Source organism: Bosea sp. (in: a-proteobacteria) (assembly GCA_023910605.1).
Lineage (GTDB): Bacteria > Pseudomonadota > Alphaproteobacteria > Rhizobiales > Beijerinckiaceae > Allobosea.
The window spans coordinates 2215259-2240646 of record JAAVVV010000001.1; the positions used below are offsets into that span (position 1 = coordinate 2215259).

General features: G+C 65.5%; 26 protein-coding genes. 15 read left to right on the forward strand and 11 right to left on the reverse strand.

All coding sequences use genetic code 11. The features are described 5' to 3' along the window. The first annotated feature begins 3 nt into the window (after positions 1–3). From HEQ16_10695 to HEQ16_10745, 11 genes are all read left to right on the forward strand, one after another. Positions 4–1515, forward strand: coding sequence for an NADH-quinone oxidoreductase subunit M (locus tag HEQ16_10695; GenBank protein MCO4054498.1), 1512 nt, complete (start codon positions 4–6; stop codon positions 1513–1515). 4 nt (positions 1516–1519) lie between these two features. Then, complete coding sequence (nuoN, locus tag HEQ16_10700) at positions 1520–2974, forward strand: NADH-quinone oxidoreductase subunit NuoN (GenBank protein MCO4054499.1); 1455 nt, start codon at positions 1520–1522, stop codon at positions 2972–2974. A gap of 5 nt (positions 2975–2979) precedes the next feature. Then, on the forward strand, positions 2980–3765 hold the full coding sequence (locus HEQ16_10705) for a biotin--[acetyl-CoA-carboxylase] ligase (GenBank protein MCO4054500.1): 786 nt from the start codon (positions 2980–2982) through the stop codon (positions 3763–3765). 31 nt (positions 3766–3796) lie between these two features. Further along, the gene (locus HEQ16_10710) at positions 3797–5479 is read left to right on the forward strand and encodes a ribonuclease J (protein ID MCO4054501.1); all 1683 of its coding nucleotides are present in this window, start codon (positions 3797–3799) and stop codon (positions 5477–5479) included. 12 nt (positions 5480–5491) lie between these two features. Further along, on the forward strand, positions 5492–5896 hold the full coding sequence (gene mce, locus HEQ16_10715; GenBank protein MCO4054502.1) for a methylmalonyl-CoA epimerase: 405 nt from the start codon (positions 5492–5494) through the stop codon (positions 5894–5896). Between the two features lie 72 nt (positions 5897–5968). Beyond that, the gene (locus tag HEQ16_10720; GenBank protein MCO4054503.1) at positions 5969–6199 is read left to right on the forward strand and encodes a DUF1467 family protein; all 231 of its coding nucleotides are present in this window, start codon (positions 5969–5971) and stop codon (positions 6197–6199) included. 379 nt (positions 6200–6578) lie between these two features. Further along, entirely contained in the window at positions 6579–7145 is a 567-nt protein-coding gene (locus HEQ16_10725; protein MCO4054504.1) for a peptidylprolyl isomerase, read from the forward strand. Positions 7146–7183: 38 nt separating this feature from the next. After that, positions 7184–7651 (forward strand): peptidylprolyl isomerase, encoded by a 468-nt coding sequence (locus HEQ16_10730; GenBank protein ID MCO4054505.1) that lies wholly within the window; start codon positions 7184–7186, stop codon positions 7649–7651. Positions 7652–7708: 57 nt separating this feature from the next. After that, positions 7709–8809, forward strand: a complete 1101-nt coding sequence (queA, locus tag HEQ16_10735) for a tRNA preQ1(34) S-adenosylmethionine ribosyltransferase-isomerase QueA (GenBank protein MCO4054506.1) — start codon at positions 7709–7711, stop codon at positions 8807–8809. A 63-nt stretch (positions 8810–8872) separates the two neighbouring features. Further along, positions 8873–9541 carry a tetratricopeptide repeat protein gene (locus HEQ16_10740; protein MCO4054507.1) on the forward strand — a complete coding sequence of 223 codons (669 nt, stop codon included), beginning with the start codon at positions 8873–8875 and terminating at the stop codon, positions 9539–9541. Positions 9542–9563: 22 nt separating this feature from the next. Beyond that, positions 9564–10982 carry a ribosome biogenesis GTPase Der gene (locus HEQ16_10745; protein ID MCO4054508.1) on the forward strand — a complete coding sequence of 473 codons (1419 nt, stop codon included), beginning with the start codon at positions 9564–9566 and terminating at the stop codon, positions 10980–10982. An 18-nt stretch (positions 10983–11000) separates the two neighbouring features. On the opposite strand, the gene HEQ16_10750 is transcribed toward HEQ16_10745, so the two are convergent. The 11 genes from HEQ16_10750 to rpsF form a co-directional block, all read right to left on the reverse strand. Then, the gene (locus HEQ16_10750; GenBank protein ID MCO4054509.1) at positions 11001–11732 is read right to left on the reverse strand and encodes an SDR family NAD(P)-dependent oxidoreductase; all 732 of its coding nucleotides are present in this window, start codon (positions 11730–11732) and stop codon (positions 11001–11003) included. A 24-nt stretch (positions 11733–11756) separates the two neighbouring features. After that, positions 11757–13271: an amidophosphoribosyltransferase gene (locus HEQ16_10755; protein ID MCO4054510.1), complete on the reverse strand. Its 1515-nt coding sequence runs from the start codon at positions 13269–13271 to the stop codon at positions 11757–11759. Positions 13272–13330: 59 nt separating this feature from the next. After that, entirely contained in the window at positions 13331–13771 is a 441-nt protein-coding gene (locus HEQ16_10760) for a GFA family protein (GenBank protein ID MCO4054511.1), read from the reverse strand. Positions 13772–13871: 100 nt separating this feature from the next. Next, positions 13872–14537: a CvpA family protein gene (locus HEQ16_10765; protein ID MCO4054512.1), complete on the reverse strand. Its 666-nt coding sequence runs from the start codon at positions 14535–14537 to the stop codon at positions 13872–13874. Positions 14538–14640: 103 nt separating this feature from the next. Continuing rightward, entirely contained in the window at positions 14641–16053 is a 1413-nt protein-coding gene (gene radA, locus HEQ16_10770; GenBank protein ID MCO4054513.1) for a DNA repair protein RadA, read from the reverse strand. Next, a complete protein-coding gene (gene alr / locus HEQ16_10775) occupies positions 16053–17156 on the reverse strand; it encodes an alanine racemase (protein MCO4054514.1) in 1104 nt (367 codons plus the stop codon). The genes radA and alr overlap by 1 nt, the downstream gene beginning before the upstream one ends. Position 17157: 1 nt before the next feature. Continuing rightward, positions 17158–18651: a replicative DNA helicase gene (locus HEQ16_10780; GenBank protein MCO4054515.1), complete on the reverse strand. Its 1494-nt coding sequence runs from the start codon at positions 18649–18651 to the stop codon at positions 17158–17160. A 169-nt stretch (positions 18652–18820) separates the two neighbouring features. Continuing rightward, positions 18821–19387, reverse strand: coding sequence for a 50S ribosomal protein L9 (gene rplI, locus HEQ16_10785; protein ID MCO4054516.1), 567 nt, complete (start codon positions 19385–19387; stop codon positions 18821–18823). Positions 19388–19410: 23 nt separating this feature from the next. Continuing rightward, the gene (locus tag HEQ16_10790; protein MCO4054517.1) at positions 19411–20364 is read right to left on the reverse strand and encodes a DUF2232 domain-containing protein; all 954 of its coding nucleotides are present in this window, start codon (positions 20362–20364) and stop codon (positions 19411–19413) included. Positions 20365–20502: 138 nt separating this feature from the next. Beyond that, entirely contained in the window at positions 20503–20739 is a 237-nt protein-coding gene (locus HEQ16_10795) for a 30S ribosomal protein S18 (GenBank protein ID MCO4054518.1), read from the reverse strand. Between the two features lie 2 nt (positions 20740–20741). After that, positions 20742–21152, reverse strand: a complete 411-nt coding sequence (gene rpsF, locus HEQ16_10800; GenBank protein MCO4054519.1) for a 30S ribosomal protein S6 — start codon at positions 21150–21152, stop codon at positions 20742–20744. A 651-nt stretch (positions 21153–21803) separates the two neighbouring features. On the opposite strand from rpsF, the gene fabD reads away from it, so the two are divergent. The 4 genes from fabD (at position 21804) to fabF (ending at position 25310) form a co-directional block, all read left to right on the forward strand. Continuing rightward, positions 21804–22760, forward strand: coding sequence for an ACP S-malonyltransferase (gene fabD / locus HEQ16_10805; protein MCO4054520.1), 957 nt, complete (start codon positions 21804–21806; stop codon positions 22758–22760). A 17-nt stretch (positions 22761–22777) separates the two neighbouring features. Next, positions 22778–23515 (forward strand): 3-oxoacyl-[acyl-carrier-protein] reductase, encoded by a 738-nt coding sequence (fabG, locus tag HEQ16_10810; GenBank protein MCO4054521.1) that lies wholly within the window; start codon positions 22778–22780, stop codon positions 23513–23515. A 235-nt stretch (positions 23516–23750) separates the two neighbouring features. After that, positions 23751–23990 carry an acyl carrier protein gene (locus HEQ16_10815; protein ID MCO4054522.1) on the forward strand — a complete coding sequence of 80 codons (240 nt, stop codon included), beginning with the start codon at positions 23751–23753 and terminating at the stop codon, positions 23988–23990. Positions 23991–24044: 54 nt separating this feature from the next. After that, positions 24045–25310 carry a beta-ketoacyl-ACP synthase II gene (gene fabF, locus HEQ16_10820; GenBank protein ID MCO4054523.1) on the forward strand — a complete coding sequence of 422 codons (1266 nt, stop codon included), beginning with the start codon at positions 24045–24047 and terminating at the stop codon, positions 25308–25310. The last annotated feature ends 78 nt before the right edge of the window (positions 25311–25388 follow it).

The window sequence follows — 25388 nt, forward strand, 5'->3', positions numbered from 1 at the left end:
ATGATGTTCGGCTTCGGTATCCTTTCGGGTCTGCTTGTCCTGCCGCTTGTCGGCGCAGCGTTCATCCTGACGCTGCGGGGCGACGAGGCCTCAGTGCGCTCCAATGCGCGCATGGCGGCCCTGATCGCCACCATCGCGACCTTCGCGCTGTCGATCGTGGCCTGGGGGCGCTTCGATTCCGGCAGCGCCCAGTTCCAGCTCATCGAGAGCCACGCCTGGCTGTCGGAAACGATCCGCTTCAAGCTCGGCGTCGACGGCTTCTCGATGCCGTTTGTTCTGCTCACTGCCTTCCTGATGCCCTTCTGCATCCTTGCATCCTGGCATTCGATCGAGCACCGGATGAGGGAGTACATGGTCGCCTTCCTCGTGCTCGAGACGCTGATGATCGGCGTTTTCGTGGCGCTGGACCTTGTGCTCTTCTACATCTTCTTCGAGGCTGGCCTGATCCCGATGTTCCTGATCATCGGCATCTGGGGCGGCAAGCGGCGCATCTACGCCTCGTTCAAGTTCTTCCTTTACACGCTGCTCGGCTCGCTCCTGATGCTGCTCGCCATCATGGCGATGTACTGGAGCGCGGGCACCACCGACATAACCCAGCTTCTTGCCCACCGCTTCGGCAAGGAACTGCAGACCTGGCTGTGGCTGGCCTTCTTCGCCTCTTTCGCGGTGAAGATGCCGATGTGGCCCGTGCACACCTGGTTGCCGGACGCGCACGTCGAGGCGCCCACGGCGGGCTCTGTGATCCTCGCCGGCATCCTGCTGAAGATGGGCGGCTACGGCTTCATCCGCTTCTCGATCCCGATGTTCCCTGAGGCGTCTCAGCTCTTCGCGCCTTTGGTGTTCGCGCTTTCGGTCATCGCCATCATCTACACCTCGCTGGTGGCGCTGATGCAGGAGGACATCAAGAAGCTGATCGCCTATTCCTCCGTGGCCCATATGGGCTTCGTGACCATGGGTCTGTTCACGATGACGCCGCAGGGCATCCAGGGGGCGATGTATCAGATGGTCAGCCATGGCCTCATCTCCGGCGCGCTCTTCCTGTGCGTCGGCGTGGTCTACGACCGGATGCACACGCGCGAGATCAATGCCTATGGGGGCCTGACCAACCGCATGCCCGTCTATGCCGTGCTGTTCATGGTCTTCACCATGGCCAATGTCGGACTGCCCGGCACATCGGGCTTTGTCGGCGAGTTCCTCACTTTGCTCGGCGCCTTCAAGGCCAACCCTTGGGTCGCGTTCTTCGCGACCTTTGGCGTCATCCTTTCGGCGGCCTATGCGCTCTGGCTCTATCGTCGCGTGATGTTCGGCGAACTGGTCAAACCCGAGCTCAAGGGCATCACGGATGTCGATCGCCGCGAGATGGCGCTCCTGGTTCCGCTCGCGCTTCTGGTGATCTACTACGGCGTGCGTCCTGGCCCCATCCTGGATGTGTTCGCCGCGTCGACCGATCTTCTGCTCAAGAACTATCAAGCCGCCCTCAGCGCCGCCAAGCTGGCGATGATGGCCGGCCCGTGAGGACATGACAGCAATGGCAGCCGTTCCCGATCTCATGCCGGCTCTGCCCGAGCTGATCCTTGCCGTTGGCGCGCTGGCCATGGTGCTCATCGGCGCGATCCAGGGCGAGCGTTCGCTCCGCCTTATGGAGATCATGGCTGTCGTCCTGTTCGCGATCGTGGGCGTGGTCCTGCTCACGCAGACGGGCAAGCAGGTCACCTTCAACGGCGCCTTCGTGGCGGATGGCTTCGCCCGCTTCATGAAGCTGCTGACGCTTGTCGGCGCGGCCGCCGCCATCATCATGTCCGCCGACTACATCCGGCGCGAGGGCATGGCCAGGTTCGAGTTCCCCATCCTTGTCGTGCTCTCCACCATCGGCATGATGATGATGATTTCCGCCAATGACCTCATCGCGCTTTATCTCGGCCTCGAACTGCAGTCGCTCGCTCTGTATGTCGTCGCGGCGATGAACCGTGACGATGCCCGCTCGTCCGAGGCCGGGCTGAAGTTCTTCGTGCTGGGCGCTCTGTCTTCCGGCATGCTGCTCTACGGCATGTCGCTGGTCTATGGCTTCACCGGCACTGTCAGCTTCGAGGGCATCGCCGCGGCGCTGTCCCATGGCGGGGCAGGGGGGCATTCCATCGGCATCGGCCTCGTCTTCGGCTTGGTGTTCATTTCAGCCGGCCTCGCCTTCAAGCTCTCGGCCGTGCCCTTCCACATGTGGACGCCAGACGTCTACGAGGGCTCGCCGACCCCTGTCACGGCCTTCTTTGCCGCTGCGCCCAAGATGGCCGCGATGGCGCTCACCGTGCGCGTCTTCGTCGGCGCTTTCCCGGGCGCGATCGGTGATTGGCGTCAGATCATCATCTTCGTGGCGCTCGCCTCGATGCTGCTGGGTTCGTTTGCGGCCATCGGCCAACGCAACATCAAGCGGCTGATGGCCTATTCCTCCATCGGCCATATGGGCTTCGCGCTGGTGGGTCTCGCCGCAGGCACCGTCAACGGCGTGCAGGGCGTCGCGGTGTACATGGCGATCTACCTTGTGATGACGCTCGGGACCTTCGCCTGCATCCTGTGCATGCGCCGCAATGGCCAGATGGTCGAGGACATCGAGGAGTTGGGCGGGCTGTCGCAGTCGCAGCCCTTCATGGCCTTCTGCCTTGCCATGCTGCTGTTCTCGCTGGCCGGCATCCCGCCGCTGGCCGGCTTCTTCGCGAAGTTCTATGTCTTCACTGCCGCCATCGACGCCAAGCTCTATTACCTCGCCGTCATCGGCGTGCTCTCGAGCGTGGTGAGCTGCTACTACTACCTGCGCATCGTGAAGATCATGTACTTCGATCCGCAGAAGGATGGCTTTGAGGCCATGACGCCCGCGCTCAAGGGCGTGCTGGCCATTTCCAGCGCCGCGATCTTCGTTTTCTGGCTGATCCCGGGCCCCCTGGTCGCGGCGGCGCATTCGGCGGCGCGCTCGCTGTTCTGAGGCCCGTGACGACGCTCATCCTCGCGCCTGAGGCCGCCGCAGCTGGCCATGGGCTGATCCACCGCACCATCCTCACCTCGACCATGGACGAGGCGCGCGCGCTGCTGATGGAAGGGCGTGATGGCCCCTTGTGGGTCGTGGCCGACAGCCAGAGCGCCGGGCGTGGCCGCCACGGGCGGGGCTGGTCCTCGCCGCGCGGCAATCTTTACGCAACGCTGGCCCTGCGCGGGCACTGCGATCCGGCCATTGCCCCTGAACTCGGCTTTGCAGCAGGGCTGGCGCTGCACCGGGCGGTGGGGGAGGCTGCGAATCTTGGCCATCCTGACCTGTCGATCAAATGGCCGAATGATCTTTTGCTGCGGGGCGCCAAGATCGCGGGCCTGTTGCTGGAGGGCATGCATGCGCGCGGCGAGTTCGCAGTGCTGATCGGCTTTGGCGTCAACATCGCCTCGGCGCCGACCACAACCCCTTATCCAGCGAGCAGCCTGTGCCCGCCCTCCGAACATCTGGAGCTTGCAGCGGAGCGCGCGCTCGCCATGCGTCAGGCGCTGTTCATGGCGCTGACCCGCCACTGGATCGGCGCTGAGGCGCTGTGGCGGTCGGGTTTCGTGCATCTGCGTGCGGCCTGGCTGGATGCGGCCCATGGGCTTGGATCGCAGATCATGGTCCGTCCGCCCAATGAAGAGGTGCGTGGGGTCATGCTCGGCATCGACGATCGCGGCCGCCTGAAGGTCGCGACGGAGGCCGGCGAACGGCGCATTGACGCGGGTGATCTGTTCTTTGGACATTGACCCCCGCGCTCAGTCCCTTACTGAAACTCGAATGGCAAAATCAGAGCTGAGCAAGACCGATCACCTCGTCTTCTGCCCGCTTGGCGGACTGGGCGAGATCGGCATGAACGCCGCCCTTTACGGCTTCGGGCCTGAGCGGGCCCGCAAATGGATCATGGTCGACTGCGGCATCACCTTCGCCGGGCCGGAAGCGCCGGGCGTGGAACTCGTGCTGCCCGATGTCGGCTTCATCGAGGAGCGCCGCAAGGATCTGCTGGCCATCCTCATCACCCATGCGCATGAGGATCATATCGGCGCGCTGGCCTTGCTGTGGCCGAAGCTGCGCGCGCCGGTCTACTGCACGCGCTTCGCCGCAGGGCTGATTTCCACGCGCAAGCTACAGGAGCCGGGCGCGCCCAAGGTGCCGCTGCATGTTGTGGCGCCAGGCGCGCTGCTCGAGCTTGGCCCGTTCTCGGTGGAGTTCATCAAGGTCGCCCATTCGATTCCGGAAAGCTGCGGCCTGGCGATCCGCACACCGGCCGGCCTCGTCGTTCACACCGGCGACTGGAAGATCGACGACACCCCCCATGTCGGCTGGCCGACCGATGCGCGCCGTCTGACCGAACTGGGCGATGAGGGCGTGCTGGCCATGGTCTGCGATTCGACCAATGTCATGCGCGAGGGCGTGAGCCCCGGTGAGGCGGATGTCGCCCGCACGCTGGCCGAGATGATTGCAGCAGCGCCCGGCCGCGTCGCCGTGACCACCTTCGCCTCGAACGTGGCCCGCATCCGCGCCGTGGCCGAAGCCGCCGCGGCCTGCAATCGCGAGGTTGTCGTGGTCGGCCGCGCCATGGAGCGGGTCATCGATGTCGCGCGCGAGTGCGGCATGCTCGACAATCTGCCCGAGTTCCGTTCCGCTCAGACCTATGGTCATCTCCGCCGCGAGAAGGTTGTCGCGCTGCTGACGGGCAGCCAGGGCGAGCCGCGCGCAGCGCTCTCGCGCATCGCGCAGGATGAACATCCCGAGATCGCGCTATCGCCCGGTGATCAGGTCATCTTCTCGTCGCGGACCATCCCCGGCAACGAGAAGGCGGTCTCCGCCATCCACAATGCGCTGGCTCTGCAGGGGATCGACATCATCACCGACCGGCAGGCGCTGGTCCATGTCTCGGGCCATCCGCGCCGCGAGGAGATGAAGCAGATGTATGGCTGGGTGCGCCCGCGGACCGTCATCCCGGCCCATGGCGAGCCGCTGCATCTCTCCGAGCATGTGAGGCTCGCAAAAGAGATGAAGACTCCGCATGTGATGCTGGCGAGCAATGGCGACGTGGTGGCGCTGACGCCGGATGGTCCGATCAAGGTCGATGACGTGCAGGTCGGGCGCATCTACCAGGATGGCGAACTCAGGGTCGGCGCCGGCGAAAAGACCATTCCCGACCGGCGCAAGCTCTCCTTCGCCGGCGTCGTGTCGATCGCCATCGCTATCGACGACAAGGGCAACATTGCCGGCGATCTGTCCATCGCCTGCATGGGCCTGCCGCCCAAGACCGTCGATGGCGACAGCTTCGACGATGTCGTCAACGATGCCGTGCTCGATCTTGTCGAGAACATGCCGCGCCAGCGTCGCCGCGATGCCGAGGCCCTGCGCACCTCCATCGAGAAGGCCGTGCGCGGCGCGGTCGGTGAGGAATGGGGCAAGAAGCCGGTCGTCCATGCCCTGGTGATCGAGGTCTGAGGGAGCGTTGCCATGATCGGACGGCTGAACCATGTCGCGATTGCGGTGAGTGATCTGGATGCGGCGACAGCCCGCTACCGCGACACGCTCGGCGCGCGCGTCACCGCGCCTCAGACACTGCCCGAGCACGGCGTGACTGTCGTGTTCGTCGAACTGCCCAACACCAAGATCGAACTCCTTGCGCCCTGGGGCGAGGCGTCTCCCATCGCTCGCTTCCTTGAGAAGAACGCCGATGGCGGCATCCACCACATCTGTTACGAGGTCGAGGACATCCTTGCCGCCCGCGACCGGATGATCGCTGCGGGCGCGCGCGTCCTCGGCGATGGCCAGCCGAAGATCGGCGCTCACGGCAAGCCGGTGCTGTTTCTGCACCCCAAGGATTTCTGCGGCACTTTGACGGAGTTGGAACAGGTTTGACGCCGCGCTATCTGCCGGTCTCAGCGGGCGGGAAAACGGGCTTTTGACCGACGCAGTTGAAGGAGCCACCCCATGTCGCTGCTCGGCGCCTTTGCCGTTTATTTCGTCATCTGGTGGACTGTGCTGTTCTGCATCCTGCCGATGAACATCCGCAGCCAGATCGAGGCAGGCGAGGTCGTGGCCGGCACTGAGCCCGGCGCGCCTGCATCGCCGCAACTGATGCGCAAGGCGGCGATCACGAGCCTTGTTTCGTTCGGGGTCTTTGCCGTGGTCTATGGCCTGTGGGTCTGGACCGAATTCTGAGAAAAAGCGCAACAAAAAGAAAAAGCAAGGCCGAAGCCTTGCCTTGCAGATTATTGTTTTTTTCCGTGATGCGGCGCGCACGCGCTTCGCGTTCTCGACATCAGACGGGCGTTTGCTCCTCCCGAGACCTGGACCGCGGGAGCCTTGAGGCACCCTCGCTGACCAACCTCATGAACGCTATATGAATTTAAAAATCCTGTCATCTTTTTTAGCAGACTGTGCCTCATATTTCTGCATGGCTTTGCGATCTGATTTCAGGCAGTTCCGGGGCGATCGATGAGGTCGGGCGTGAACTCTCGCCTTGTCATGACCGCGTTCGCTCGCTACGCAACCTGCGCTTGAGATTGCACCCGTGAACACACTCGTGCCGGAGATGGACATGACGCTGAAGACCGTGGCGCTTGCGCTGAGCCTCACCACCGCCGCCCTTCTTGGCGCGAGCGGCGCCGCCATGGCGCAAGGGCAGGCAGATCCGCAGAGCACGATTGTGCTCACCACCAAGGATGGTCCGGTGACGATCCGGCTTCGCCCCGATCTCGCACCCAAGCATGTCGAGCGAATCAAGACACTAACCAGGCGCGGCTTTTATGACGGCATCGTCTTCCACCGCGTCATTGACGGCTTCATGGCGCAGACCGGGGATCCCACCGGCACCGGCACCGGCGGGTCGGATCTGCCGAACCTGCCCGCCGAGTTCACGCGCGAGCCTTACAAGGTTGGCTCGCTTGGCATGGCGCGCGCCCAGAATCCGAACTCAGCGAATTCCCAGTTCTTCATCTGCTATGAAGGCTGCGCGTCGCTGACGGGGCAGTACACCCTGTTCGGCGAGGTTGTCGCCGGCATGGAGAACGTCCGCAAGATCAAGAAGGGAGACAGCGCGGCCAACGGCCTCGTGCGCGGCCCGGACAAGATCGTCTCCATGAAACTGCTCGCCGACGCGCGCTGAGCATCAATCCGTCCTTCCAGCCCGAACAGAGACCTGTCATGAGCCTCGATCCAGAAAACACGCTGATTCTCGAAACCACCAAGGGCAAGATCGTCATCGCCCTTCGTCCCGACCTTGCGCCCAACCATGTGGAGCGCCTGAAGACGCTGGCCCGCGAGGGCTTCTATGACGGCATCAAGTTCCACCGCGTCATCGACGGCTTCATGGCGCAGACCGGCTGCCCGCATGGCACCGGCACGGGCGGCTCCGACATGCCAGACCTCAAGCAGGAGTTCTCGGCCGAGCCGCATGTGCGCGGCACCTGTTCCATGGCCCGTTCGAGCAACCCGAACTCTGCCAACTCGCAGTTCTTCATCTGCTTCGAGCCTTCGGCCTGGCTCGACAAGCAGTACACCGTCTGGGGCCAGGTGGTTGAAGGCATGGACAATGTGGACCGCATCAAGCGCGGCGAGCCTGTCCGCGATCCCGATTCGATCGTCTCCATGAAGGTCATGGCCGACGCCTGACGCATCTGGGGAAGGCGAGGGTCGTCCCGCCGCCCCGGCCTGGCCAGGATCTTTCCCGTGGATGTCTCGCTCTTCGACTTCGAGCTTCCCGAGAGCGCCATCGCGCTTCGTCCCGTCACGCCGCGCGATGCGGCGCGGATGCTTGTGGTGCGGCCGGGCGAAGCCCCGGCCTTCGAGGACAGGCATGCCCATGACCTGCCAGCATTGCTGCGCCCCGGCGACGTTCTCGTCCTCAACGATACGCGCGTCATCCCCTCACGCCTTCACGGCATTCGCCTGAAGGAGGGGGCGGGAGCGCGGGTCGAGATCATGTTGCACAAGCGCGAGGCCGCCGATCGCTGGCTGGCATTCGCGCGGCCCGCCAAGAAGCTGGCGCTTGGCGATGTCATCCGGTTCGGCCACACGGGCGCCGGCGCCGCCTGTCAGGCGGTCCGTGTCGATGCCATCGTCAAGGCCAGGGGCGAGGGCGGCGAGGTCGAACTGTGCTTCGAGGTGTCAGGCCCTCACCTTGACGAGGCGATAGCCCGGCTCGGCGAACTGCCGCTGCCGCCGTACATCGCCGGCAAGCGACGCACCGATGCGCAGGACAATGCCGATTACCAGACAGTCTATGCGCGGGAAGACGGTGCAGTGGCAGCGCCGACGGCCGGGCTTCACTTCACCGACGATCTGTTCGCCCGCCTTGCCCGGAAGGAGATAAGCCGCGAGTTCGTGACGCTGCATGTCGGTGCGGGCACGTTTCTGCCTGTCAAGGCCGAGGACACGCGCGAGCATCGCATGCACGCTGAATGGGGCACGATCAGCCCAGCCACCGCCGCGCGCCTGAATGCTGCCCGAGCACGCGGCGGTCGCATCATTGCTGTTGGCACGACATCGCTGCGCCTGCTCGAAAGCGCCGCGCAAGCGGATGGCTCCATCGCGGCCTTCAGCGCCGACACGTCCATCTTCATCACGCCGGGCCACCGCTTCCGCGGCGTCGATGCGCTGATGACCAATTTCCACCTGCCGAAGTCCACGCTCTTCATGCTGGTGAGCGCCTTCAGCGGTCTTGGCGCCATGCGCGCGGCCTACGCCCACGCCATAGCCAGCGGCTATCGCTTTTATTCCTATGGGGATGCGAGCCTGCTCTTTCCTGCTGGCGACGCGGCGGCGGGTTGAAGGCGCTCGCCATCCCCGCGCGCCTGTGCTAACCCCGCGCAACCTTTGACGAACCCCCGACCGCTGGCCATGACCGACAATTTTCTGCGCGAGATCGACGAGGAGGTGCGCCGCGACAAGGCGGCCGACCTTTGGAAGAAATATGGCAATCTTGTCATCGCGCTGCTCGTCCTGGTCGTGGTCGCGGTGGGCGCCTGGCGGTTCTGGCAGTATCGCCAGGAACTGGCCTCGCAGGCCGTGAGCGACCGGCTTGAGGTGGCATTGAAGGCCTCGCGCGAAAGCCGCGGTGACGAGGCCGAGAAGGCGTTCGCCGAAATGACCCGCCTGGGCGGCGAGGGCTACAGGCTGGTCGCCCGCTTCCGTCTGGCGGCCGAGGCCGCGCGGCGCGAGCCGGCCGATGGCGCCGCTGCATTCGATGCGCTCGCCAATGATGCAGCGCTTGACCCCATTTTCCGCGATCTCGCCCGGCTGCGCTCAAGCATGATCAAGCTCGACACCGCATCCTATGCCGAGATCAAGGCCGCGCTGGAGCCGCTGGCCGGTGCGACCAGCGTGTGGCGACATACAGCACGCGAACTTCTGGGCCTTTCCGCATTGAAGGCTCAGGTCTGGGAGGAGGCCGGCCGCTGGTTCGACCAGATCGTGGTCGATGCCCAGGCCCCGCAAGGCCTGCGCCAACGCGCGGATCTCTATCTGGCCATCGTGCGCGCCGGCCCGGTCAACGTGAAGTGAGCGCCCCTGGGGCGATGAAAGCATGACCGCGACTGTCGCCATCATTGGCCGGCCCAATGTCGGCAAATCCACACTGTTCAACCGGCTTGTCGGCCGCAAGCTCGCGCTCGTCGACGACACGCCGGGCGTGACCCGCGACCGACGCGAAGGCGCGGCCACGCTGGGGCCGCTGCGCTTCACGCTCGTGGACACCGCCGGCCTTGAGGATGCGCAGGAGGGCACGCTCGCCCACCGCATGCGTGCCCAGACGGAGATCGCGATCGGGGACGCGGACGTGATCCTGTTCGTGATCGACGCCCGCGCCGGCGTCACGCCGACCGACCGGCCTTTCGCCGAGCTGGTGCGCCGCTCGGGCAAGCCCGTTATCCTGCTCGCCAACAAGGCCGAGGGCAGCAAAGGCACAGCCGGCACCTACGAGGCCTATGAGTTGGGCCTTGGCGAGCCGATCCCCTTCTCGGCCGAGCATGGCGAAGGCACCGCCGATCTGGCGCAGGCACTGATCCCGCTCATCGGCATCGACGACGAGGACAATGATTTCGAGGACGAGGATGGCGGCTTCGACCCCGCTGTCGAGGAAGCCGATCTCGAAATCACCGCCGCACCGCCGGAAAAGCCCTTGCGCGTGGCGATTGTCGGGCGACCCAACGCCGGAAAGTCCACGCTGATCAACGCCATGATCGGCGAGGAGCGGCTGCTTACGGGCCCGGAGGCGGGCATCACCCGCGATTCCATTTCCGTCGATTGGGAGTGGCGCAACCGCCGCGTGAAGCTGTTCGACACCGCCGGCATGCGCAAGCGCGCCCGCGTGGTCGAGAAGCTCGAGAAGCTCTCGGTGTCCGATGGCCTGCGCGCCATCCGCTTCGCCGAGGTGGTCGTGGTGCTGCTGGACGCCACGATTCCGTTCGAGAAGCAGGATCTCACCATCGCCGATCTTTGCGAGCGCGAAGGCCGCGCCGTGGTCATCGGCCTCAACAAATGGGACCTTGTGGCCGACCAGCCGGGCCTGCTCAAGAGCCTGCGCGAAGAATGCGACCGCATGCTGGCCCAGCTGCGGGGCGTGCAGTGCGTGCCGCTCTCCGGGCTGAGCGGCCAGGGTCTCGATCGGCTGATGGAAGCGGTGATGAAGGCCGCTGATGTGTGGAACACGCGCATCTCCACGGCGCGGCTCAACAAGTGGCTGGCCGATGTGCTCTCGCACCATCCGCCGCCAGCCGTTTCGGGCCGCCGCATCAAGATCCGCTACATGACGCAGGCGAAGTCACGGCCGCCGACATTCGTGCTTTTCGGAAACCAGCTCCATGACCTGCCGAAGGCGTATTCGCGCTATCTGATCAATGGCTTGCGCGAGGCCTTCAAACTACCCGGCGTGCCCATCCGCATCAATGTGCGGACCAGCGAGAACCCCTATTCCGATGGCCGGGGCGGCGGCGGCGACCGTTGAGGCTGCGCCGCAGCCTTCTCAAGCCGGCGCTTGCGGCGTCTTCACGCTGCCGGTGGGAAAATCATAGATCTTGCCGCTCTGGCTCCAGCCCGGCGACAGCATGGGCACGATCTGGACCGCAAGCTCTTCAGGCGTGCGCAGCGTCATCGGATCTTCGCCCGGCACGGCCTCGGCACGCAACTTGGTGCGCAGCGGGCCGGGATTGACCAGCATCACCTTGACGGAGGTTGTCGCAGTCTCGGCGGCATAGGTTCGCGCCAGCGCTTCGAGCGCAGCCTTGGACACCGAATAGGGACCCCAATAGGCGGTGCACTTGTGCGCCGCGCCACTGCTGACGAAGGCGGCGCGGCCGGCGTCGGAGGCACGCAGCAGCCCATCCATCGCCTTGATGAGCCGCCAGTTGGCCGTGACGTTCAGATCCATCACGCCTTGCCATTCCTTGGGCGAGACATGCCCGAGCGGAGCGAGAGGGCCGAGCATTCCAGCATTGCCGAACAGGATGTCGAGACGTCCCCAACGTTCCTCGATCGCGCCAGCGAGGCGGTCGAGGGCATCGAAGTCGTTCAAGGAGAGGGGTACAAGTGTGGCGCCGGCGCCCAGCTCGCGGATCTCGTCGTCCAGTTCCTCAAGCGCGCCCTGCGTGCGGGCCAGCGCCACGATGTGGGCGCCTTGCCGGGCCAGTTCGAGGGCCACGGCGCGGCCGATTCCCCGGGAAGCGCCCGTGACGAGGGCGACGCGATTGCTGAGCATGATTTTCAGTCCGTGGGCAGGATGTCAGCCGGCTTCTGCCAGCAGGGAGAGCTGCTGCTTCGCGCTCTCGCCGGCCTGATCTGTCAGGCCGGTGGGGTAATCGCCGGTGAAGCAATGGTCGGTGTATTGCGGGCGCGCCGCGTCACGGCCCGCCCGGTGGCCCATGGCGCGGTAGATGCCGTTCACGGAGAGGAAGGCGAGCGTGTCGCAGCCGATGAAGGCCCGCATCTCCTCGAGTGAATGCGTGGCAGCCAGCAGCTTGTCCTTCTGCGGCGTGTCGATGCCGTAATAATCGGGATGCGTGATCGGCGGCGAGGAAATGCGGAAATGCACCTCACGCGCCCCCGCTTCGCGCATCATCTTCACGATCTTCACCGAAGTCGTGCCGCGCACGATGGAATCGTCGATCAGAACGATGCTCTTGCCGTCGACCACTGAACGGTTGGCGCTGTGCTTCATCCGAACGCCAAGCTCGCGCACGGACTGCGTAGGCTGGATGAAGGTGCGGCCAACATAGTGATTGCGGATGATGCCAAGCTCGAAGGGAATGCCGCTGGCCTGTGCATAGCCGAGCGCGGCGGGCACGCCGGAATCCGGCACCGGAATGACCACATCCGCGCGCGCTGCGGCTTCGGCCGCCAGTTCGGCCCCCATGCGCTTGCGGCGCTCATAGACGCTCACGCCCTTCATCAGGGAATCGGGCCGGGCGAAGTAGATCGCCTCGAAGATGCAGGGGCGCTCGGGCACTGGCGGAAACGGCTTGTGGCTTTCGAGCCCATCTTCCGAGATCACCACGACCTCGCCATTCTCCACCTCGCGCACAAACTGGGCACCGATGATGTCGAGCGCGCAGGTTTCGGACGCAAGGATGAAGCGGCCGTCGAGCTCGCCGATCACAAGCGGGCGGATGCCGAGCGGATCGCGCGCGCCGACCAGCTTCTTGTTGGTGAGTCCTACGAGCGAATAGGCGCCTTCGAGCTGGCGCAGGGCATCGATGAAGCGGTCGATGAAGCGCCCCTTGCGGCTGCGCGCCACGAGGTGAAGCACCACTTCGGTGTCGGAGGTGGACTGGTAGATGGCGCCATCGCGGATGAGCTGGCGGCGCAGCGACAGCCCGTTTGTCAGGTTGCCGTTGTGCGCGACAGCGAAGCCGCCCTGATCGAGCTCGGCGAAAAGCGGCTGTACATTGCGCAGGATCGTCTCGCCGGTGGTGGAGTAGCGCACATGGCCGATGCCAGCGTAGCCGGGAAGCCGATCCATGACATGACGGTCCGAGAATGTGTCGCCGACCAGGCCAAGGCGTCGTTCCGAATGAAACCGGCCGCCGTCGAAGCTGACGATGCCGGCTGCTTCCTGGCCGCGATGCTGAAGGGCATGAAGCCCCAGCGCCGTGATCGCGGCGGCGTCAGGATGGCCGAAGATGCCGAAGACGCCGCATTCCTCACGCAGTGTGTCGCCATCAAGATCGGAAGCGGAAGTGTGAGCGGGGAGGGCGCCGGCGCGGAGATCGTGAAGTCCCGTAAGCGGCATGTCCGTCATCCCCGACTGTGATCCTGGATCGTTGCAGCTCAAATGACACAAATGCCGCGTTTGACAAATCAAGATTTATGCACCGGCAGCGTCCGGGGGGAGGTGGTTGGCGCGTCACATTCAATACGCCACCATTTCGGCCGTGAACCACGATTGGAGTGATATGCTGGCCTCAATTCAGGCCTGTTTGGGTTGTCGAAGGCCCCCAGGAGAAGAGCGACCACGGGATTGTCGTCTATTGCCCCTACGCTGCTGCCGCATGTCGAGCAGAAGGCTCGGCTGGAGAAATCAGATGAGCGCCATGTTGCAGGCATACCCGCTGACCCAGTCCATGTGACAGCTTCCTTCGGAAACTCGACCCAGGCAGCTGTCAGGCTGCCGGTATGTTGCTGGCACATTCGGCATGAACAGGTATGCGGCTTTTCAGGTTCGCCTACGGCTTCGAACCTGACTGAACCGCACAGGCACCCACCAAGGTATCGCTTCGGTTTCCGCGACGCTTTTTTCATCAACCTAAAAATCTGTTGTTTTTATGGAAAGCGTCGCAAGAACCCCTGCAACATAAAGGCGTGCTCGCGTTGATCCGCTTGTATGCAAATCAGGACTTCGTCACGGCCGCGTCTGCCGCGCATTATCCACGGTTCGCTGGAGAGCGGCGCGGTCCACCGAACCGGCAGGCGCCTCGGTGCGGCGCTGCGGCTGCGGTGCCACCTGGCCAGGGGGGCGAGGCTCCTCGGCGGGCGCCTCGGTCGGCGCGCCGGTGCGCGGCGCAAGGTTCTTGATGAAGCGGGTGTCGATGTCCTGCGGCAGCATCGACAGCAGCGTCTTGCCCGATGATTCGAGCAGCGGCTTTGACTTGGCGTTGCGCACCCATTCAGGTTGGCGCGTCTCCGGCACCAGCATCGTCCAGAGCAGGTAGCCCACAACCGCCAGCAGCAGCCCACGCGCGGCGCCGAAGGCCAGCCCGAGCGTGCGGTCGAGCGCGCCGATTCGCGAATCGAGGACGAAATCGGAAATGCGGGCCGTGATGAGCGCGACGATCACCAGCGTTACGAGGAAGATCGCTGCGATCGCGATGACGAGCGCGACCGTTTCCTGCTTCACATGCTGCTGCACGAAGGGAAGCAGAGCCGGGTGCAGGCTGAAGGCCGCGATGGCGGCGGCGACCCAGGAGGCGATCGAGAGCACTTCACGCGTGAAGCCGCGCACAGCCGCCAGCAGGGCGGAGAGCACGACGGCGCCGAGCACAATCATATCAAGGATGGTCAGGGCCATGGACGAGTTCGCCGGGTTCAGAGAGGGATGTCAATTTCAGATGACGCGGGCATTGCGGCGCGCTCCGTATAACCGGCATTTCCGCCGCCGTCACGTCTCGGCCTCACCTTTCCTCATCCTGCACGGGCCGCGCCTTGCGCGGCGCGCGGGCAGCAATGCCGGCAACGAGATCGGCGACATGGCCTGTCGCGCTGAGCCGCATGCCGCGCAGGTCTGACGAATCGGCAGCGGCAGGCGCGACGATGGCGGCGAAGCCAAGCTTGCCAGCCTCCTTGATCCGCGCGCCCGCAAGGGCGACGGGCCGGATCGCACCCGAAAGCGCGATCTCGCCAAAGAAGACGGCATCGGGCGGCAGCACAGCGCCCGTCATGGAGGAAACAAGCGCCGCCGCGACGGCGAGGTCCGCCGCCGGCTCCTGCACCCTGAGCCCGCCCGCGACATTGAGATAGACATCGTGTCCGGAGAGCCGCAGCCCACCATGGGTTTCGAGCACGGCCAGCACCATGGCGAGGCGGCTTGGGTCCCACCCCACCACCGCGCGGCGCGGCGTGCCAAGCGCCGTCGGGGCGACGAGCGCCTGGATCTCGACAAGGACCGGCCGCGTTCCTTCCATCCCCGCGAAGACGGCGGCGCCCGGAGCCGAGAGGTCGCGCCCGGCGAGAAAAAGCGCGGACGGGTTGGCGACCTCGGCAAGGCCGCGCCCGGTCATCTCGAAGACGCCGATCTCATCGGTGGGGCCGAAGCGGTTCTTCTGCGCCCGCAGCACGCGGAAGGCATGGCCGCCTTCGCCCTCGAAGGAAACAACTGCGTCGACCATGTGCTCCACGACACGCGGGCCCGCGATCTGCCCATCCTTGGTGACATGGCCGACAAGGATGAGGCAGGCGCCGGAAGTCTTGGCGAAACGGATCAGGGCCTGGGCGGAGCCGCGAACCTGCGTCACCGTGCCGGGCGCGGAGTCGACCTCGCCCGTCCACATGGTCTGGATCGAATCGATCACGACCAGCGCAGGAGCCGCGCTTTGCGAAAGCGTGGCGATGATGTCCTCGACATTGGTTTCGGAGGCCAGTTCCACGGCGGTGTCCGCAAGGCCGAGGCGCTCGGCCCGCAGCCGCACCTGCGCCACGGCCTCCTCGCCCGAGACATAGACGACCCGGTGCCCGGCCTTGGCCAGGAGCCCGCAAGCCTGTGTAAGCAGGGTGGACTTGCCGATTCCAGGATCGCCGCCGATCAGCAACACCGAGCCGCGCACGAAGCCGCCGCCGGTCACGCGGTCGAGTTCGGCCATGCCGGAGAGGGTTCTGGGCGCCTCATGGACCTCGCCCTTGAGGCTGTCGAGGGCAAAGACGCGGCCCTTGGCCCGGCCCGAGAGCGAACGTCCGCCGCCGGGCAGGGGCGGGGCCGCGCCCTCCTCGACGATCGTGCTCCATTCCCCGCAGGAATCGCAGCGGCCCTGCCAGCGCTGGTAGACCGCGCCGCAGTTCTGGCAATGGAAGGACGAGCCCCGGCGCGCCATCAGCCGCCCAGATAGGCGCGGTGATAGCGGCGGCCGAGATTGGTCAGCATCTCATAGCCGATGGTCTTGGCGCTGGCGCCGGCCTCGTCCAGATCGATCCCGTCGCCGATCAGCACGACCTCGCTGCCGCGCTCCGCGCTGCCTGCCGGCGCATCGCTGACATCCACGATGATCAGGTCCATTGAGACGGTTCCGGCAAAGGGGCATTTCACGCCCCCTACCATGGCATGGCCGCCTGGCAGCAGGTCGGTGTAGCTGGCGTTGCGCGGCCAGCCATCGGCATAGCCGAGCCCGATCGTGGCCAGCTTGCGTCGGCCCTTGGCGTGCCAGCGGCCATTATAGCCCACGGCCGTGCCGTCAGGCGCCACGCGGGTCTGGAGGATGCGGGAGGTCAGGCGCACCACGGGCTTCATCGGATTGGGCTCGCCCGGCGTCGGGTTGCCGCCATAGAGCGCATAACCCGGCCGCGTCAGTTGATAGGTCGGGGCGGTTTCAAGGAAATGGCCGGAGGAGTTGAGCAAGGACTTGCGCGTGTCGGGAAAAAGCTCCGCAACGCGCGAGAAGGCGTTGACCTGCCGGATATTGGCGGGATCCGAGGGCGCTTCCGACGAGGTCAGATGGGTCATTGCCAGGCTGACGCCCAGTTCCGCGAACCCGCCATCGCTCCTGATCCGGACAGCCTCGTCGAGGCTGAACCCAAGCCGGTTCATGCCGGTGTCGACATGGACTGCGCAGAACTGGCCACGCCCATGGTCAAGCCATTCGCGAAGGTCCTCCGCGCAGCCGAGCACGGGCCGGGCCGTTATCGCGTGATAGACGGGCGCGGTTCCCGGCAGCAGGCCGTTCAGCACATAGATGGTCGCCTCGTGAGAGGCGGCGCGCGCGCGCCGTGCCTCATCGAGATGCGCCACGAAGAAGGTGTGGCAGCCGGCCGAGTGCAGCGCGGGCACAACCTGCTCTATGCCGCAGCCATAGGCATCCGCCTTCACCACGGCCCCGCACTCCGCCGAACCGGCGCGGCGCGCGAGGAGCCGCCAATTGTCCGCGATCGCAGAGAGGTCGATCGTGAGAGTGGATGCGCGTTCCGCCGAGGTGTCGCTCATATCATTCCAGCCGTTCCGGGAGATGATCGGATGCGGCCAGATCAGAGAAGCGGGTGACTTCGGCGTCGAACTGGAGCTGCACCGTGCCCGTCGGGCCGTGGCGCTGCTTGCCGATGATCAATTCCGCCTTTCCGTGGATCGAGTCCATCTCGGCCTGCCATTTGAAATGGTCTTCCGTGCCGGGTTTGGGCTCCCTGTTCTTGACGTAATACTCTTCACGAAACACGAACATGACGACGTCGGCGTCCTGCTCGATCGAGCCGGACTCGCGCAGGTCCTGCAACTGCGGGCGTTTGTCGTCGCGCGACTCGACCCCGCGCGAGAGCTGGGACAGCGCGATCACCGGAACATTCAGCTCCTTGGCCAGCGCTTTCAGCCCTGTGGTGATTTCGGTCACTTCCTGCACGCGGTTGTCACCCTTCCTGGCGGAGCCGGACAGAAGCTGCAGATAGTCGATGAACAGGATGTCGAGTCCGCGCTGCCGCTTCAGCCTGCGCGCGCGCGCCACGAGCTGCGCGATGGAGATGCCGCCGGTCTGGTCGATGTATAGCTGCATCTTCTCGATTTCGGCCGCGACATCCGAGAGCCGATAGAACTCGTTCTCGGTGATCTTGCCCTGACGGATCTTGTAGGACGAGATCTCCGACTGCTCGGCCACGATGCGCGTGGCAAGCTGCTCTGCCGACATTTCAAGCGAGAAGAAGCCGACTATGGCACCGTTGACGGTCTTCATCGTGCCATCAGGCTGGCGCTCGCCCTTGTAGGCCTTGGCCATGTTGAAGGCGATGTTGGTGGCCAGCGATGTCTTTCCCATCGCGGGGCGGCCGGCGATGATGATGAGGTCGGAATTCTGGAACCCGCCCATGCGCTGATCGAGGTCGCGCAGGCCCGTGGCGATGCCGGACAGCCCGCCATCGCGCTCATAGGCGCGTGCGGCCATGTCGATCGCCGTGGTGACCGCCTGCGAGAAGGGCTGGAAGCCACCCTCGTAGCGTCCCTTCTCGGCGAGGGCGAAGAGCTTGCGCTCCGCTTCCTCGATCTGCTCGCGGGGAGAAGCATCGACGGGGGAGTCATAGGCGACGTTGACCATGTCCTCACCGACCGTGATCAGGCTGCGGCGAATGGCGAGATCATAGATCGTCTGGCCATAATCCTGCGCGTTGATCACGGTCGTGGCCTCGGCGGTGAGCCGGGCGAGGTATTGCGACACCTTGAGCCCGCCAAGGTCGTCATCCTGCATGAAGGTCTTGAGCGTGATCGCGTTCGCGATCTTCCCGGCCCGGATCAGGCTTGCGGTGGTCTCGTAGATCTTGAGATGGACCTGCTCGAAGAAATGCTCGGGCAGCAGGAAGTCCGACACGCGGTAGAATGCGTCATTGTTGACCAGGATCGCGCCCAGCAGCGCCTGTTCGGCCTCGACGTTGTGCGGCGCGACGCGGTAGCTGGCCTCCTGGCCCGCATCCAGCTTCGCCGCCAATGCGGTCACGCTCGCCATCTCATGCACCTGTCATCACGCTCCACAGCAATGGAGCACATCAAAGGCCCCGCGAAGGGGCCACGTCACGAATCACAGATATTCACAGGCGCCAACGTCAAGGAGCTGCCCGTGGGCAGCTCCTTTAGCACAACAGGGCTTGCGGGAAGCCCGAAATCTGGCGTCGGCCTCACATTTCGGCGTTGGGCCCAGCTTCGGCAAGGGCAGCGCCCACTTCAAGGCCGAGATCATCCAGGTTGAACTCCTCGCGCACGGTCGCGGTCTCGCCGCGGGCCTGGCGCTCGGCTTCCTCGGCGGAGCGGGCGACGTTGATTGTGATCTTGGCCTCGACTTCCGGGTGCAGCACCACGGGCAGGGTGTAGAGCCCGAGGGTCTTGATCGGCGAATTGATCGTGATCTGGCTCTTGTCGACGGTGAAGCCGCCTTCGCCCAGCGCGGCCGCGATGTCGCGCACCGAAACCGATCCGTAGAGCGTGCCCGACTCGCCGGCCTGGCGGATCAGCACATAGCTGGAGCCGTCGAGGCGCTCAGCCACGCTGGCGGCTTCACTGCGGGCCTCGAGGTTGCGCGCTTCGAGCTGGGCGCGCTGATCGGCGAAGCGCTTCTTGTTGGCTTCCGTGGCGCGCAGGGCCTTGCCGCGCGGCAGCAGGAAATTGCGGCCGTAGCCGTCGCGCACGCGGACGACTTCGCCCATCTGGCCAAGCTTGGCGACGCGTTCGAGCAGGATGACTTCCATTGTGATTCTCCTTGGGGTTCGTGTCAGATCGGGGTGGGAGGTTGCGGCCGGGAGCGGCGCTCGCGCAGCCGCAACAGGCAATCGATGAAACCGAAGATGGCGATCAGCGGCAGCAGCACGGTCGCGCCGACCAGCAGGCCGAGATAGAGCGACACCAGGATGCCCGCGCGCATCGGCCTGCCGATGGACAGCTCGTGGATGCCGGCGAACCCGTTGATCATGAAGGCGGCGGCCATGGCTCCGAGAATGGCCATGCCGAAAAAGCCGATGAAGCCCGGCAGCATCGAGAAGGCCAGCGCCGCGCCAGTGACGAACAGCGCCTCGCGCGGCAGGTTGGTTGCGGCCAGCATGGGCCAGGGACGCGGCAGGCGCCCCGAAACGTTCACGGCCTTGGCCGCCATCCAGAGATTGACTGTGAGCATCGGCACGAAGGATGCGCCCGCAAGGAACGGAGCCCAGGTCGCGAGCATCGACGCCATGTCGGCGACGCTGATTCCGGCTGGAAGGGTGGGCGGCGGAAGGCCCGGCACAGAGCCGGACAGCACGCTGGTGATCGAGCGCTCCATCGCGGTGCGATAGGCTTCGTGGTCTCCCGCGATGGCGATGGCCCCGACCAGGGTCACAAGCGCCGCCGTGCCCGCAATCCACAGAAGAAGGCGGCCGAGCGGATACCATTCGGTGACGCCGCGCTCATCGGTGCGGCCAAGCAAGGTCAGATAGGCGATGCCCCATGCGGGCAGCGCAATCCCGATCGCAAAGGCGAGGCCGCCCTGGAAACGCAGCGCGACCGCCAACGCCAGCCCGCCGGCCATGGCGGCAACAAACCCCGCGCGATGATGCCATCCGAGCGCTGCGACGAAGACAGGGAGGGGGGCGGCATAGGACAGCAGCAGCGCCAGCGGCGATCCTGAGATCACCACCGCGAACAGGAGCGCGGAAACGATGCCCGCGCCGATGCCGGCGACCAGATAGCTCATCGTGGTCCTGCTGTCCCGCCGCTCGGGCATCGGCCCGGCGAGGTGAGAAGCGCTTGCTTCAACGAACCCGGCGGAGTTGCACCGCCGGGCGACGTGGTTGGCTGGCTGCGGCGTGAGAAGGCCGCAGCCGGTTCAGCCTCAGCTGATCACATAGGGCAGGAGGCCAAGGAAGCGGGCGCGCTTGATGGCCGTGGCCAGCTCGCGCTGCTTCTTGGCGCATACGGCCGTGATGCGGGAGGGAACGATCTTGCCGCGTTCGGAGATGTAACGCGAAAGCAGCTTCACATCCTTGTAGTCGATCTTGGGAGCGCCTTCGCCCGAGAACGGGCAGGACTTGCGGCGGCGGAAAAACGGACGGCGTGCGCCAGCGGTCATGCTCAGAACTCCTCGGCTGCTTCTTCTTCGTCACGGCGGCGCGGCGGACGCTCGTCGCCAAACCGCTCGCGGTCACGGCGCTCGTCGCGCTCACGCTTCTGCAGCATGGCGGACGGCCCTTCCTCGTGCTCTTCCACGCGGATCGTGATGAAGCGGAGCACGTCTTCGCTCAGGCGCATCTGGCGCTCCATCTCTGCCACCGCGGCGGGCGGGCTGGAGATGTTGAGGAGCGAATAATGAGCCTTGCGGTTCTTCTTGATGCGGTAGGCAAGGGACTTGACGCCCCAGTACTCGACCTTGCCGACGGTGCCGCCGCCAGCTTCGATGATGCCCTTGTACTGATCGATCAGGGCTTCCACGGCCTGCGCGCTCACGTCCTGGCGCGCCATGAAGATGTGTTCGTAAAGTGCCATCGGCCTTCCTTCTGTTTCAGCGCTGTGCCCCGGCGCAAAGCCCTTCGAGCCAAATCCCATGCGGCGTGCCGCGCGGAAGGCCCGATTTGCTGTCGAAGGCGGAGACACGGGGCGTCGGGGCTCAGCCCCATCGTTCCGTCAAGCAAACTGACGGCGCGCGCCCGTTCAGCCCCCAGCCGAGGCAAACAGAGCTCGCGTTTAGGCCATGCCTGCGCCGAAGGCAAGGCTTTTGGCGCTGGGGATGCGGATGTCGCGCCGGACGTCCGTGGCTTCCGGCGTGGCGGGAACGCTTCCTCCAGCCCCTCGTTCTCCAAGCGCCGGGTCTTCGTCTGATGACCGCGAAGGCTCTGACCCGCATGGCAAGCAGAGAGCCGATGGCACGACATGCCCCCGCCCGCAACTGCGCGGCCCTGCCAGCAGGCCTTGTCCTTCCGGCTCTGTGCTTCGGCCCCGGCGGCGCATGCGCAGTCATCCGATCCGCGTCCGCCCGCGCCGCTGGAGCAGCCATCCCAGGGCCCCGGCGAGACCCGCAGCGAGCGCCCCGACGCCCTTGAGCGCGCCGGACCGGACCGAATGCCGCGAGGCCGATCTTGACGGCTGACTGTTTTCAATGCGACTGCCGCGCGGCAATTCACCCGTCGTGAGGCCAGGATGAGCGCAGCATTGTTGTTTCCCGGGCAGGGCAGCCAGGCCGTGGGCATGGGCAAGGCTCTGGCGGAGGCTTTTCCCATTGCACGCGCTGTCTTCGCCGAGGTCGACGCTGCGCTAGGCCAGTCGCTTTCGACCCTCATGTGGGATGGTCCTGCCGACGATCTGACCCTCACGGCGAATGCCCAGCCGGCGCTTATGGCTGTTTCGGTGGCTTTGGTGCGGGTGATCGAGGCCGAGGCCGGTCTCGACATGCGCCGGGACGTGGCATTCGTCGCCGGCCATTCGCTTGGCGAGTATGCCGCGCTGGCCGCCGCTGGAACCTTCTCGGTCGCCGATGCCGCCCGCCTTCTTCGGATTCGCGGGGATGCGATGCAGAAAGCGGTTCCGGCCGGGCAGGGCGCCATGGCGGCGCTGATCGGAACCGAACTCGACGCGGCCCGCGCCATTGCGCAGGATGCCGCCCAGGGCGATGTCTGCGAGGTCGCCAATGATAATGGTGGCGGACAGGTCGTGCTGTCAGGATCGAAGGCTGCCGTCGAGCGGGCCATGGCGCTGGCAGGCGAACGCGGCGTGCGCCGTGCCGTTCTGCTTCCTGTCTCCGCGCCCTTCCATTGCTCTTTGATGCAGCCCGCCGCAGATGCGATGCGTGAGGCGCTGGCGCGGGTGATGATGAGCGCGCCGGCCATCCCCGTGATGGCCAATGTCGGCGCCGCCCCTCTCGCCGAGCCCGCCGCGATCCGTGACAGCCTTGTGGCCCAGGTCACCGGAACCGTGCGCTGGCGCGAATGCGTGGCCGCCATGGCCGCTGCCGGCGTCACTGCCTTTCACGAGGTGGGCTCAGGCAAGGTGCTCACCGGCCTCGGCAAGCGCATCGCTCCCGATGCCAGCTTCACGGCAGTGAACGGGCCTGATGACATCGCGGCCTTTGCGGCTGCTTTCGCCGCCGCACGCGGCTGAACCGGAAGGGTATCACCATGTTCTCCTTGGCTGGCAAGACCGCCCTCGTCACAGGCGCCACAGGCGGCATAGGTGGGGCGATCGCCCGCGCCTTTGCGGCCCAGGGCGCACGCGTGGCCGTTTCCGGCACGCGCGCCGAGGTGCTGGAGCGGCTCGTGGCCGAGCTTGGCGACGGGGCTGTGGCGTTGCCATGCAATCTGTCAGACCCGGCGGCCGTGGACTCGCTCGTGCCGGCTGCCGAGGCGGCGCTGGGCCAGCTCGATATTCTGGTCAACAATGCCGGGATCACGCGCGACAACCTCTTCCTGCGCATGAAGGATGAGGAGTGGGACCAGGTCATCGCGGTGAACCTGACCGCCTCGTTCCGGCTTATGCGCGGGGCCGTCAAGGGCATGATGCGCCGCCGCCAGGGGCGGATCATTTCCATCGGCTCGGTGGTCGGCACCACGGGCAATCCGGGGCAGGGCAACTATGCCGCCTCCAAGGCAGGTCTGATCGGCATGTCGAAGGCGCTCGGCGCCGAGGTCGCCAGCCGCGGCATCACGGTCAATGTCATCGCGCCGGGCTTCATCGAGTCGCCCATGACGGACGCTCTGAATGACAAGCAGCGCGAGGCCATTCTCGCCAATGTGCCGATGGGCAGGCTTGGCCTGGGCGCCGACATTGCTGCCGCCGCCGTTTTTCTGGCCAGTCCGGAGGCCTCGTACATGACCGGGCAGACCCTGCACGTGAATGGTGGAATAGCAATGATCTGAGCCGCTTGCGCGGTCTTGCTCCAGCTCTGCCTGCCGCTTCTTAAAACGGCTCGCCAGCGTCCAGCCGGCATGCTATTCACCGCTGGGAAGGGCGCAGGGGCTTGACGTTTGCCGTCGTGTTGGGCTTCTGCACCACGGTCGTCACCGCCGCGCCCGCTGGCTTAGCGTGTTCGAGCGGCATATCACATCAGGCGCCAAACGAAATGGCGTGAAAGCAAACGAAGAGGACGTGTCCATGAGCGATGTCGCGGAGCGTGTGAAGAAGATTGTTGTCGAGCACCTTGGCGTGGACGCGGACAAGGTCGTCGCCGGCGCCAATTTCATCGACGATCTGGGCGCCGACTCGCTCGACACGGTCGAGTTGGTCATGGCATTCGAGGAAGAGTTCAACGTCGAGATTCCCGACGACGCTGCCGAGACGATCGTCACGGTCGGCGACGCGGTGAAGTTCCTCGAAAAGAACGCCGCTGCCTGATCCGCCTCCGCGGGCCAGTTTCCTCCGGCCATAGACTGATACGGAGTACAAGCGATGCGGCGCGTCGTTGTGACGGGGCTGGGCACGGTGTCTCCGCTTGCCTGCGGCGTGGAGGAGACCTGGCGCCGGCTGATCGCTGGCGACAGCGCCGCCGCGCCGATCACGGGTTTCGACGCCAGCGACCTTCCGTGCCGCATTGCCTGCGTTCCCCCGCGCGGTGACGGCTCGGCCGGCACATACAATCCAGACGACTGGATGGAGTCCAAGGAGCAGCGCAAGGTCGACGAGTTCATCGTCTACGCCATGGCGGCGGCGACGCAGGCGCTCGCCGATGCCGGGTGGAAGCCCCGGACCTATGAGGAACAGACCACCACAGGCGTCATGATCGGCTCAGGCATCGGCGGCATCGGCGGCATTTTCGATGGCTCGATCATCCTGCACGAGAAGGGCCCCCGGCGTCTCTCGCCGTTTTTCATTCCTGGCCGTCTAGCCAATCTCGCATCGGGCTACGTCTCGATCCAGCACGGTCTCAAGGGCCCCAACCATGCCGTAGCGACCGCCTGCTCGACCGGCGCCCATGCCATCGGCGACGCGGCCCGCATCGTGGCTCTGGGCGATGCCGAGGTCATGGTCGCCGGCGGCACCGAGTCGGGCGTGAACCGCATCGGCATTTCCGGCTTCTGCGCCTGCCGTGCGCTGTCCACCTCCTACAATGATACGCCCGAAAAGGCTTCGCGCCCCTACGACAGGGACCGTGACGGCTTCGTCATGGGCGAGGGCGCCGGTGTTGTGGTGGTCGAGGCGCTTGATCATGCGCTTGCGCGTGGCGCGCGAATCTATGCCGAGGTTGTCGGCTACGGCATGTCGGGCGACGCTTTTCACATCACGTCGCCCAGCGAAGATGGCGACGGCGCCTATCGCTGCATGCGCGCGGCGCTCAAGCGCGCCGGCATCGAGCCCTCCGAGGTCGACTACATCAACGCCCATGGCACCTCGACCCCGCTTGGCGACGAGATCGAGTTGCGCGCCATCGAGCGCCTTCTGGGGGAGCACGCCGTCAATATCTCGATGTCGTCGACCAAATCGGCCGTCGGGCATCTGCTTGGCGCGGCGGGCGCGCTGGAGGCGATCTTCTCGATCCTCGCCATTCGCGACAACATCGCGCCGCCCACGCTCAATCTTGACAATCCCTCCATCGAAACGAAAATCGACCTTGTGCCGCACAAGGCCCGCAAGCGCTCCATCGACGTCGCCCTGTCCAATTCCTTCGGGTTTGGTGGGACGAACGCTTCGCTGGTCTTCCGGCGCTATGGGCTTTGACGCATGGCGTATCTGGCCCGTCGGCCTGATTTGGTCGCATTCGGACCGGAGACACAGTGCCGAGAGCCACACGCGGAG

Bases quoted from the DNA above. Each gene is read 5' to 3' on its own strand.
- HEQ16_10695 (MCO4054498.1), top strand. From the start codon at position 4: ATGTTCGGCTTCGGTATCCTTTCGGGTCTGCTTGTCCTGCCGCTTGTC.
- nuoN (MCO4054499.1), top strand. From the start codon at position 1,520: ATGACAGCAATGGCAGCCGTTCCCGATCTCATGCCGGCTCTGCCCGAG.
- HEQ16_10710 (MCO4054501.1), top strand. From the start codon at position 3,797: ATGGCAAAATCAGAGCTGAGCAAGACCGATCACCTCGTCTTCTGCCCG.
- mce (MCO4054502.1), top strand. From the start codon at position 5,492: ATGATCGGACGGCTGAACCATGTCGCGATTGCGGTGAGTGATCTGGAT.
- HEQ16_10720 (MCO4054503.1), top strand. From the start codon at position 5,969: ATGTCGCTGCTCGGCGCCTTTGCCGTTTATTTCGTCATCTGGTGGACT.
- HEQ16_10725 (MCO4054504.1), top strand. From the start codon at position 6,579: ATGACGCTGAAGACCGTGGCGCTTGCGCTGAGCCTCACCACCGCCGCC.
- HEQ16_10730 (MCO4054505.1), top strand. From the start codon at position 7,184: ATGAGCCTCGATCCAGAAAACACGCTGATTCTCGAAACCACCAAGGGC.
- HEQ16_10745 (MCO4054508.1), top strand. From the start codon at position 9,564: ATGACCGCGACTGTCGCCATCATTGGCCGGCCCAATGTCGGCAAATCC.
- HEQ16_10750 (MCO4054509.1), bottom strand. From the start codon at position 11,732: ATGCTCAGCAATCGCGTCGCCCTCGTCACGGGCGCTTCCCGGGGAATC.
- HEQ16_10755 (MCO4054510.1), bottom strand. From the start codon at position 13,271: ATGACGGACATGCCGCTTACGGGACTTCACGATCTCCGCGCCGGCGCC.
- HEQ16_10760 (MCO4054511.1), bottom strand. From the start codon at position 13,771: ATGAAAAAAGCGTCGCGGAAACCGAAGCGATACCTTGGTGGGTGCCTG.
- HEQ16_10765 (MCO4054512.1), bottom strand. From the start codon at position 14,537: ATGGCCCTGACCATCCTTGATATGATTGTGCTCGGCGCCGTCGTGCTC.
- radA (MCO4054513.1), bottom strand. From the start codon at position 16,053: ATGGCGCGCCGGGGCTCGTCCTTCCATTGCCAGAACTGCGGCGCGGTC.
- alr (MCO4054514.1), bottom strand. From the start codon at position 17,156: ATGAGCGACACCTCGGCGGAACGCGCATCCACTCTCACGATCGACCTC.
- HEQ16_10780 (MCO4054515.1), bottom strand. From the start codon at position 18,651: ATGGCGAGCGTGACCGCATTGGCGGCGAAGCTGGATGCGGGCCAGGAG.
- rplI (MCO4054516.1), bottom strand. From the start codon at position 19,387: ATGGAAGTCATCCTGCTCGAACGCGTCGCCAAGCTTGGCCAGATGGGC.
- HEQ16_10790 (MCO4054517.1), bottom strand. From the start codon at position 20,364: ATGAGCTATCTGGTCGCCGGCATCGGCGCGGGCATCGTTTCCGCGCTC.
- HEQ16_10795 (MCO4054518.1), bottom strand. From the start codon at position 20,739: ATGACCGCTGGCGCACGCCGTCCGTTTTTCCGCCGCCGCAAGTCCTGC.
- rpsF (MCO4054519.1), bottom strand. From the start codon at position 21,152: ATGGCACTTTACGAACACATCTTCATGGCGCGCCAGGACGTGAGCGCG.
- fabD (MCO4054520.1), top strand. From the start codon at position 21,804: ATGAGCGCAGCATTGTTGTTTCCCGGGCAGGGCAGCCAGGCCGTGGGC.
- fabG (MCO4054521.1), top strand. From the start codon at position 22,778: ATGTTCTCCTTGGCTGGCAAGACCGCCCTCGTCACAGGCGCCACAGGC.
- HEQ16_10815 (MCO4054522.1), top strand. From the start codon at position 23,751: ATGAGCGATGTCGCGGAGCGTGTGAAGAAGATTGTTGTCGAGCACCTT.
- fabF (MCO4054523.1), top strand. From the start codon at position 24,045: ATGCGGCGCGTCGTTGTGACGGGGCTGGGCACGGTGTCTCCGCTTGCC.